This is a genomic window from Flavobacterium sp. YO12 (assembly GCF_004119495.1).
Taxonomy (GTDB): Bacteria; Bacteroidota; Bacteroidia; order Flavobacteriales; family Flavobacteriaceae; genus Flavobacterium.
This window is the reverse complement of the sequence record NZ_NRQU01000006.1, coordinates 115,864-126,416: the sequence shown is the minus strand read 5'-3', so window position 1 is coordinate 126,416 and position 10,553 is coordinate 115,864. Positions and strand designations below refer to the sequence as shown.

At 32.3% G+C, this 10,553-nt stretch carries 9 protein-coding genes; 5 read left to right on the top strand and 4 right to left on the bottom strand.

Translation table 11 applies throughout. The features are described 5' to 3' along the window. From BOW55_RS03395 to BOW55_RS03380, 4 genes are all read left to right on the top strand, one after another. On the top strand, nt 1-1,207 hold a 1,207-nt coding region (locus BOW55_RS03395), incomplete at its 5' end, for an OmpP1/FadL family transporter (protein ID WP_129022971.1). Between the two features lie 200 nt (nt 1,208-1,407). Beyond that, entirely contained in the window at nt 1,408-2,718 is a 1,311-nt protein-coding gene (gene rimO / locus BOW55_RS03390) for a 30S ribosomal protein S12 methylthiotransferase RimO (RefSeq protein WP_089056222.1), read from the top strand. Nucleotides 2,719-2,761: 43 nt separating this feature from the next. Then, complete coding sequence (locus BOW55_RS03385; protein WP_129022970.1) at nt 2,762-3,328, top strand: hypothetical protein; 567 nt, start codon at nt 2,762-2,764, stop codon at nt 3,326-3,328. A gap of 33 nt (nt 3,329-3,361) precedes the next feature. Next, complete coding sequence (locus BOW55_RS03380) at nt 3,362-4,267, top strand: N-acetylmuramoyl-L-alanine amidase (RefSeq protein ID WP_089052951.1); 906 nt, start codon at nt 3,362-3,364, stop codon at nt 4,265-4,267. Nucleotides 4,268-4,594: 327 nt separating this feature from the next. Here the strand turns inward: BOW55_RS03380 and BOW55_RS03375 are convergent, their stop codons facing one another. The 4 genes from BOW55_RS03375 to BOW55_RS03360 all read right to left on the bottom strand — a co-directional run bounded on the left by BOW55_RS03375 (nt 4,595) and on the right by BOW55_RS03360 (nt 9,708). Beyond that, complete coding sequence (locus tag BOW55_RS03375; protein WP_089052950.1) at nt 4,595-5,665, bottom strand: outer membrane beta-barrel protein; 1,071 nt, start codon at nt 5,663-5,665, stop codon at nt 4,595-4,597. Nucleotides 5,666-6,465: 800 nt separating this feature from the next. After that, on the bottom strand, nt 6,466-7,422 hold the full coding sequence (locus BOW55_RS03370) for an aldo/keto reductase (protein WP_129022969.1): 957 nt from the start codon (nt 7,420-7,422) through the stop codon (nt 6,466-6,468). A gap of 169 nt (nt 7,423-7,591) precedes the next feature. Next, nucleotides 7,592-8,158: an HdeD family acid-resistance protein gene (locus BOW55_RS03365; protein ID WP_089052948.1), complete on the bottom strand. Its 567-nt coding sequence runs from the start codon at nt 8,156-8,158 to the stop codon at nt 7,592-7,594. A 218-nt stretch (nt 8,159-8,376) separates the two neighbouring features. Then, the gene (locus BOW55_RS03360) at nt 8,377-9,708 is read right to left on the bottom strand and encodes a sialate O-acetylesterase (protein WP_241686460.1); all 1,332 of its coding nucleotides are present in this window, start codon (nt 9,706-9,708) and stop codon (nt 8,377-8,379) included. 280 nt (nt 9,709-9,988) lie between these two features. On the opposite strand from BOW55_RS03360, the gene BOW55_RS03355 reads away from it, so the two are divergent. Next, nucleotides 9,989-10,498, top strand: coding sequence for a C40 family peptidase (locus tag BOW55_RS03355; RefSeq protein WP_129022967.1), 510 nt, complete (start codon nt 9,989-9,991; stop codon nt 10,496-10,498). Nucleotides 10,499-10,553: the final 55 nt, after the last annotated feature.

Sequence of the window (10,553 nt, the reverse complement as noted above, 5' to 3'; positions counted from 1 at the left end):
AAATCAAGTGGGAGCCATCTTTGTTTTTAATGATAGGAATCCAAACAACAATTGGAAAAAAATTGCGATTGGAGCCACTTATGAAAACACCAATAATTTTAACAACAATGTTTTCTCAGCCGGAACAAATCCAACTAATTCTATAGACAACTATTTCCTTACTTATGCAAACGGAATTCCGTTAGGAGACATTACTGGAATACCATATAAAAATCAGTTTTATGATGAGCAGCAAGCCTATTTTGGCTACTATGGTTTTGTCATAAATCCAGTAAATCCATTAGACAAAAACAATACTCAATACACTTCTAATGTTCCTGCAGGCGGAAACTACTATCACGAAAATGAAATTTACGCGAGAGGATATAACAGCAAATTAAGTTTTAACATTTCAACCTCATATAAAGATCGTATTTATTTTGGAGCAAATTTAAACGCTCACATTACTGATTACAGAAGATCAAGCAGTTTCTATGAAGATAATTCAAACCCATTAGAACCTACAGAAACGATTTCCAACCTACGTTTTAATAACGAACTTTATACTTACGGAAATGGATTCTCTTTTCAACTTGGCGCAATTGCTAAAGTAACAGACTCTTTCAGACTTGGATTAGCTTACGAATCAAATACTTGGTATGAACTTTATGACGAAGTCTCTCAAAGCCTTCACACTACTACGCAAGCAGCAAATGGACCTGAGAAATATGCAGACATAAACCCTAACGTTATTAATGTTTACGAATCATACACTTTGCAAACTCCTGGAAAAACAACTTTTAGTGCGGCGTATATATTCGGAAAATCAGGTTTAATCAGCGTTGATTACGCTATTAAAGATTATGGAAACACAAAATACAAACCTACTAACGATCCAGGATTTAGAGGTGTAAATAACGACATCAGTAATCAGCTGACTAATAATGGAGAATTAAGAATTGGAGCAGAATACAAAATAAACCAATTAAGCTTAAGAGGCGGATACAGATATGAAGGAAGCCCGTATAAAAACAAAACTACTATTGGAGATTTAAACAGTTATTCTGGTGGATTAGGTTATAATTTTGGAGGCACAAAACTAGACTTAGCTTATTCTTATGCTGAAAGAAAATCAAACCAAGGTTTCTTTACTAAAGGATTTACCGATGGTGCCAATATCACATCAAAACTCAACAATGTTACATTGACTTTATTATTTGAATTGTAATTTAAAAATAAACAGAATAATAAAACTTCCGTCAGGTTCTTGCTTGACGGATTTTTTTTTACTCCTAACAAAAGAAGTCTAATTCGACAGAAAAAACACAGCATACAGTACAATTTACATCACAAAAAACACCTAAATAGAATCGAAACAAGCGCTGTTTGAATAAAAAAGTGTAATTTTGCACTCCAATTTATAAAAGTATGAGAACCAAGTCTTTAAAAAAGAACAAAATTAACGTAATCACTCTTGGGTGTTCAAAAAATGTATATGATAGTGAAGTGCTTATGGGACAACTTCGTGCAAACGGTAAAGAAGTTACTCATGAAGCCACTAAGGATGAAGGAAACATTATTGTAATTAACACTTGTGGGTTTATTGATAATGCAAAAGCAGAATCAGTTAATATGATTTTGGAATATGCTGATAAAAAAGACAAAGGTTTAGTTGATAAAGTTTTTGTAACTGGATGTTTATCTGAACGCTATAGACCAGACTTAGAAAAAGAAATCCCGAATGTAGATCAATATTTTGGTACAACTGAATTACCTCAGCTGTTAAAAGCTTTAGGAGCCGATTATAAACATGAATTATTAGGGGAAAGACTAACAACAACTCCTAAAAATTATGCTTATTTAAAAATTGCTGAAGGCTGCGACAGACCTTGCAGTTTTTGTGCTATTCCGTTGATGCGTGGATCACATATTTCACAACCAATTGAAAAATTAGTTAAAGAAGCACAAGGTTTAGCAAAAAACGGCGTTAAAGAATTAATACTAATCGCTCAAGACTTAACCTATTACGGTTTAGACCTTTATAAAAAAAGAAATCTTGCTGAATTATTAGAAGAATTGGCGAAAGTAGAAGGCATTGAATGGATTCGTCTGCATTATGCTTATCCTACTGGTTTCCCGATGGATGTTTTGGAATTAATGAAACGCGAACCTAAAATTTGTAATTACATTGATATTCCATTACAGCATATTTCAGATTCTATTTTAAAATCAATGCGTCGTGGTACAACACAAGCTAAAACAACACAATTATTAAAAGATTTCCGCGCTGCAGTTCCAGGAATGGCAATTAGAACAACTTTAATCGTTGGCTATCCAGGTGAAACTCAGGAGGATTTTGAAATTTTGAAAGATTTTGTTCAGGAAATGAAATTTGACAGAATGGGATGTTTTGCTTATTCTCATGAAGAAAACACGCATGCCTATTTACTAGAAGATGATGTTCCAGACGACGTGAAACAAGCAAGAGCTAATGAAATTATGGAATTACAGTCTCAAATTTCATGGGATTTAAATCAAGAAAAAGTAGGACAAGTTTATAAATGTATTATCGACAGAAAAGAAGGTGCACATTTTGTAGGAAGAACAGAATTTGACAGTCCTGATGTTGACAATGAAGTTTTAATAGACGCTTCTAAACATTATGTAAAAACAGGAGAATTTGTTAATATACGCATAATTGAAGCTACAGAATTTGATTTATACGGAGAACCTGCTTAAATTTACCTAAATAATTATCAATTTTAGATAAAAAACTTTTTATATGAAAGCTACACAATCTTTATTTCTTTTGGTTTTCACCATATTCTGCTTCAATTCTGTTTCTGCTCAATACGGAAACGGATATAATAATGGCTATGGAAATGGTTACGGGAACGGTTATGGAAATGGCTACGGACGAGGCGGCGGAATGGGAATGGACAGAAGCATGATGCAAGGACCACAAAGTACTCCAAGTAAACCTAAAGAAGTTCCTGTAGAAGAAACTGCTTCATTAATTGTTGAACAAATGAAACCAGCTGTTAATTTAGACGAATTACAGGTAATTGCAATAACAAATGTTTTGGCTGACAGTATGAGAGAGCAAGGTATTCTTTTAAAAAATGAAAGCAGCAGCCAAGAAGTAAAAATTGAACAAATAAAAGCTCTAAGAGAAAGTACAAATAAAAAAATAGGTGCTTTTTTAAATCCTGATCAAGTTGCAAAGTACACTACTTTCATGGAGAACTTTAAAGAAATCAAAAAACCTTCTAAATCAAAAAAGAAAAAAGATTCAAAAGATAACAAAGAAAAAGAAGAAGACAAACCTGTAGAAAAAGGGCAAGAATAATTGCTCAAACTTCACCATAAAATGCAACTAACCATGGCAAAAAAACATTTTTGTTATCTATTTTTAGCAATTATAATTACTTCTTGCTCAACAAATCCTTACAAGAATACCGAAAAAGCTTACGATCAACAGCTTAAAACTCTGGAGAATCAAATTACAAGCAAAGAACCTCAATCTATTCCGCCAATAACACCAGTAATCATTGATACTTCGTATGCTGCTCAACTGGGCATTATTAAAGATACTTTATCAAAAACTGGATCTACAGCTTTACAAAATGGAATAAATACAGAATGGGTTGGTACGGTAAACTTTAACTTAAGGAAACCTAGCTTTATTATTATTCATCACACCGCTCAAGATTCACTTCAGCAAACGATTAATACTTTTACCAAAGTTAAAACACAAGTAAGCGCGCACTATATTATTTCTGAAAACGGAAAAGTAGTTCAAATGCTAAACGATTATCTAAGAGCTTGGCACGCAGGAAATGCTACTTGGGGAAAAAATACTGATTTGAATTCTACTTCAATCGGGATTGAACTTGACAACAATGGATTCAAACCGTTTACAGAAGCTCAAATTAGCAGTTTAGTTGCTCTTTTAACCAAGCTTAAAAAAGATTACAATATTCCAACTCAAAACATATTAGGGCATGCTGATATTGCTCCTGGCAGAAAACAAGACCCAAGTGCACTGTTCCCTTGGAAAACTTTAGCTGAGAAAGGTTTTGGAATTTGGCCGGATGTTGTACTAGAAGAAGCTCCTTTTGACTTTAAAATAGAGCCTGCACTAAGAATAATAGGATATAACACTAAAAATCTTTCGGCAGCTATTATGGCTTTTAAACTGCATTATATTCAAACTGATGTAACTGCCACTTTAGACCGAAAAACAATAGACACTATTTATTCGATTTATAAGAAACAAGTTCAATAAATAGTATTCACAAAATACAAAAGCGCATTTCTACAATTTTAGAAATGCGCTTTTTTTGTTCCTTTTAGTTCCCACAATTTGCCAGCACGAACACCAATTATCAAAAATTAAAAAACGAATTTAAATACAGATTAGAAATCGTCATACTATGCATTTCGTTAATTTCTCATAATTAACGTACTACGGTAAAACATCAAACAAAGCACATAAATCTTTTTTCATTTTTTTAATCTGCAGCAAAAGAGAAAGACATTCTAATAAAAAAGCTGCCAAAACATTAATATGTTTCGACAGCTCCAAAAAAAAAAAAAATATCAATCTTTATCTCTAGAAAGAGTATGTTGTAGCAAGAAGAGCATAGAATGATCCGCCGGTTGGAGCAGCATCTTTATCTAAAAAGATGTCCTCTGATGCGGCATCGTATCTTATCTCTGGAATAATAGTCAGTTTTCCAACTTTATAATTTAAAGAAGCTGTATTAGCAAAAACATTTGATCCAGTTAAAGTTCCTAAACTTGGAGCAGCACTTTTTGCATCAAAATATTCCATTCTATAAGCTAAAAGTAATGATGGCGAAAATGCATAATTTGCATAACCTACTAAAGAAAACCACTCACCATCATCTACACTTGAAATATCATTTTTGGTTTTAGCATAAGTTGCATTAAATCCAAGTCCAAAGCTGTCGCTTATTGTTTTTGACGCAACAAAATCAAACTGTGTTTTATTCTCTAAAGAAGATGGATTACTGCTGCCTGAAGTAAAATTCAAATAAGCACTTCCAGTTTCACCAATATATCCTAACTGACCTATATATGTTTTTTGAGTAGAACCCGCGTCCATTGCCGATTTAAAATCAGTAGGATTAGTTATACCAAACATCGCAGTAAACTTTCCTGAAGTATATTGTGCTTTTACACCGGTATTAAAAAATGGACCATAAGAAAAAGCATAAGACATGCTGTAGTTTTTATTATCGACAGCATCTAAAACTTCATATCCAATATGAGTTCCAAAACTACCTGCTACAACTTTAAATTTATCAGTAATTTGGTAAGTAAAAAACAATTGTTTGATCAAAAATTTTGCTGTTATATCTTTATCAGTCGTTTCATTATAGGAGAACTCTCCTGCTCTTTTTCCAAAGCCTAAGTCTACAAAAACAGAAGCTTTTCCAAATGTATGTCCCGCCTCTATCGACGCCATTCCTAATTCAAACGAATCTTGCGAGTTGGTAAAGCTCGTTAATCCGTTCATTTGTTTCGAAAAATCATATTTATAGTAAGCATCTGCAGACCCTCCCCAAGTTGTTGCCGGCGAAGTTTTCGTTTCATCATCTTGGGCAAAAGCAAAAGAACTCGTTAACGTCGCGGCTAAAATGTAAAATACTTTTTTCATGTGTTAATTGGTTTTTAGTTATTAATTGATTTTGGTTAGTTAATCTTTTATATATCTATTTAATAGTATAAGTCATTTTTAAAACCTTGAATCTGCCTGTAAAACCTCCTCATTTTCATTAGCGAATTTATTAACTTTTGCATGAGTAGAATAATTGAAAACTACTTTTTTGGCTTTTTAAACGAAGAATTACGGATTACAAAAATTAAAACATCAATAATCATTATTTGACATTTATAAGGTTTCGTTTTTAAAAATTCAATAACTCAATTCTGAAAATAACACCACAAAAACAAGGGTAAAACAAAAAATAACAATAATAAAACACGGAAATTAGCTTTTTAAATCACTCAAAAATAACTTTACCCGTTAAAAAATAGGGTTGATTAAAAACAAAACATAAATAACAACGAAACATCATTTTTACAAAACAACACAGTCACTCAAAAACAAATCGTAAAAATTCCTACAAAAATAACAACTATGAATACTTTAAAAAAGGTCGCTTTTTACACGACCAATTACCCTTTAAAAACAAAAAACCTGTCCGAAATTTGAACAGGTTTCCAAACCGCAAAAATGACTTTATTCTTAACTATTATACTTATTTAAATTTCACGCACTTTTATTCTATACTCTTTATCTCTCCAAAAAACAGAAACAACTTTAAAACGAATAGTATTCAAAAACTTTTACAGTAACAATGTAGACACAATTAAGTGTCACAGATTATACTATATATAACCAAAAACGCACTGCTATTGCAGTGCGTTTTATTTTTATCTAAATTAGATATTATTCTATGCTAATATCCTTTTAATTGCATTCAATTCATCAGGGGTAAACTCTAATTTTTGCAAACAATCTATATTATTATTTAATTGCTTTACAGAACTCGCACCAATCAAAACAGACGTAATTCGTTTATCTTTTTGTAGCCAAGCCAATGCCATCTGCGCCAAAGATTGATTTCTGTTTTTAGCAATTTCATTTAATTGAATCAATTTCTGAATGCGTTCTTGTGTAACCTCATCCTCCTTCAAGTGTCCGTTTGGATTATGCGCTCTAGAATTTTCTGGGATTCCGTTTAAATATTTATCCGTTAAAAGTCCTTGTGCCAAAGGCGAAAATGCAATACAGCCTACTCCTTTCTCTTCTAAAACATCCAACAATCCATTTTCTACCCAGCGTTCTAACATAGAGTATTTTGCTTGATGAATTAAACATGGTGTACCTAATTGCTTTAAAACATCAACCGCTGCACGAGTTTGCTCCGCCGAATAATTACTGATTCCAACATAAAGTGCTTTACCGCTTCTTACTGCATAATCCAACGCCATCATTGTTTCTTCAATTGGCGTTTCAGGATCAGGACGATGTGAATAAAAAATATCTACGTAATCTACCTTCATCCTTTTTAGACTTTGATCTAAGCTTGACAGCAAATATTTTCTAGATCCCCAATCGCCATAAGGTCCATCCCACATTGTATAACCTGCTTTTGTTGAAATGATAATTTCATCACGTAAATTTCCCTGAAAATTATGCCATAAAATTTTACCAAAATTTGTTTCAGCAGAACCCGGAACCGGGCCATAATTATTAGCCAAATCATAATGTGTAATTCCTTTATCAAAAGCTTCTACAGCAATACTTTCTGCATTTTCAAAATTATCTACTGACCCAAAGTTATGCCATAATCCTAAGGAAATTTCAGGCAGTAATAAACCGCTTCTTCCGCATCTGTTGTATTTCATTATCTAAAATTGAGATTAAATATTCTACCAAATAACCCTAAAAAGATTTAATAGCCTTTTCTAGGTTTAACCATCGAAAGATACTTATTTTTTTATTTCGACTCAAAAAACAAACCCGACAGATTTATAAAAACTATCGGGTTTGTGTTATCTAAGAATTAAAATCATCTTAATGCATATCATGTATTCTCTTTAATTTGAAAGAAAAATAAATATAAAAAATTCCAAGAGCAATAAAAGCAAAAGCAGTCCAATATACTAATGAAAGTCCTGCAAAAACTGGATTCCATAATAATACAAACGAAAATATAGTTCCCAGTATTCCTAGAATCAAAAGATTTCCCCAATCAGAAACGGCATAACTCTTTAAATTAAAGGCAATAACTATAGCCATTATAGAGCGAAATAGAATTACAAAACCTACATAAAGCGGAAGCAGAGTAATTGAAATCAGCGGATTAATAACCAGCAATATTCCTACTACTAAACCTATAATCCCGGATGCTAATGTCCATCCCCAATTGTCGATTTTCTTTCTGTTTGAAAGAGCAAAAATGATTTCAAAAATTCCGCTTCCTAAAAACGAAACACTAAAGAGAAACGCAAGAGTTAAATAAGCTGCCAACGGCGTCATAAAAGACCAAATTCCGATTCCAACAAACAGTAATCCAACTAATAAAGGAATATACCAGTAATCAATAGCTTTTTTTACTTTTTTAAATAAAGAATTTTCCATAAGTATACTTTTAAAATCGTGCCTACTCTATAAAGTTTTCAGCTTACCTTTAAAATCAACGTCATAAAAACCACTTCTCAGCTCTTCTTATATCGCTGTCTTTCAAAGATATAAATAAAAACTTACACTTAAGTATTATTCATTGTCCGTTTCAACTTGATCTTGTCGAGTAAAAAACAAAACAACTTAAAGCTGTAAAAGAACTTTAAAAATTCCTTCTACTCTGTAATAAAACAAGAAGCTGGCAGATTTGCTTCATTAAACAAGTCGGATTGTATTGTATTTCCCCAAGCAAATCTGACTTTTTGAGGATTATCTACTTTTTTGCATATCAAAACAACTCTACTATTTTTTATTGATGCTTCGGCAAAATAGAAAACCCCATCAGCTCCAGCGACTTCAAATTGTTTAGAATTTTTATTCTTGAAATGCAATCCTTCAGCATAGTCAAAAGAAACTTCTACTGTATTTTTCTCTATTTTAATTTCCTTAAAAAGCGGCCCATTAACTAAACTTAAATTGATTTTATAGGTTTCAGCCAAAGCTAAATTTGCTAAACGAATTCCAACTTCTTTTTTATTTTTTGGATGAATATCAATCGTATCCGAAATGTCCGAAGTCAAAACCATTCCAGTTTTCGAGACTTCTTTCAAAATTTTTCTTTGAGAATTTCTAACTATAACATTCGAAAAATTATTTGCTCCTGCTTTAAAAGGAGCTATTTGAACGAAGTAAAAAGGAAATTCGTCATTCCATTCCCTTCTCCACGAAGCGATCAAAGCGGATAATGCCTTATCATAAACCAACGAACCAACATTTGATTCTCCTTGATACCAAAGTGTGCCGGCAATTTTAAATCCTGCAAAAGGATGAATCATTGCATTATAAGCGCGTCCAGGCAAATGTGGATCGTATTCTTGCTTATTTAATTTCTTGGCACTTTCCAACAAAACAGGATTATTTTGTACAACTTCTTCTGGCATCCAAATCTCTGCGGGAGTTCCTCCCCAATTTGAAGAAATCAATCCAATTGGAACATTTTTTAAATCTTCTTCCTGCAAGCGCTTAGCAAAGAAATAGCCAATGGCGCTAAAATTTCTCATGGTTTCTGGAGTCGATTCTGCCCAATTCCCATATAAATTATGCTGCGGAGTTAGGGCTGTCAATTTTGGAACGGTATAAAAGCGGATATTTGAATTTGAGGCATTCTTTGCCTCTTCTTCACCATCATCAATTCCCCAGTCAACAGACATTTCCATATTTGATTGTCCTGCACAAAGCCAAACTTCTCCAATCAAAATATTTTTTAAAACAACTTCATTAAAGCCTTTTATTACGATTGTAAAAGGTCCTCCAGCTTCAGGTGTTTTAATGTAAAACTCCCATTTTGCCTCACTATCAGCAACAGTTTTATACTCTTGATTATTCCAACTCGAAACCAATTTGATTTCCTCATTCGGATTTGCCCAACCCCACATTTTCACTTTTGAGCTGCGCTGTAAAACCATATTATCACCAAAAAAATTTGGAAGTGTAATGTTTGCCATCATAGTATTGGAAATCAACAGAAAGAAAACAAACTTAAATATATTATTTTTTATTAGCCCCCTTTTTTGCTAAACATAATTTATTTGTTAAAACACAAATGCGATTCCTAAAATTTTTTGAAACAATCTATCTAAAATATCCAAAAGTAATAAAAACATATACTTTAACACACTAAAGAAGGTCTTTGAAACAGTTAATTCTTACAAATAATAAACACCATTCTTTTGATTTACAATTTTTAGAACCTATCTTTATCGTTTAAATATTTTCTTCTTATAAAAAATGAAATCGTATCTCCTTATAGCTTTACTATCTTTTACTATATTTTCTTCTTTTACTTTAAAAAAGAGCGAACAACAAACTGCTTTTTCTAATCCAAAAATACAAACCGAAATTAACCGAGATTCTATTATCGAATATGCTAAGAAAAGCTTAGGCATACCATACAAATACGCCAGCAATGATCCCAAAAAAGGATTTGATTGTTCTGGTTTTGTAGGTTATGTTTTTAAAAACTTCGGCATGAATTTACCAAGAAGTTCCGGTGGTTACAAAAATCTTGGAACCGCTTTAAAACCTGAAGAATTTAAAGTTGGTGATGTTTTAGTTTTTTATGGATACAAGAACAGAAATGTAGTTGGCCATGTTGGAATAATATGTGAAGCAAATGGAATGCAGTCTAAATTTATTCACGCCTCATCTGGAAAAGCACAAAAAGTTACCATTACAGCTTTGGATACGGAACATTATACAAAACGTTTCTACAAGTGTATTGATGTCATGAATAAATAATTTTCACTGCAAATTACACGAATTTATAAACGGAAATTTAGTTTTACATCGTGTA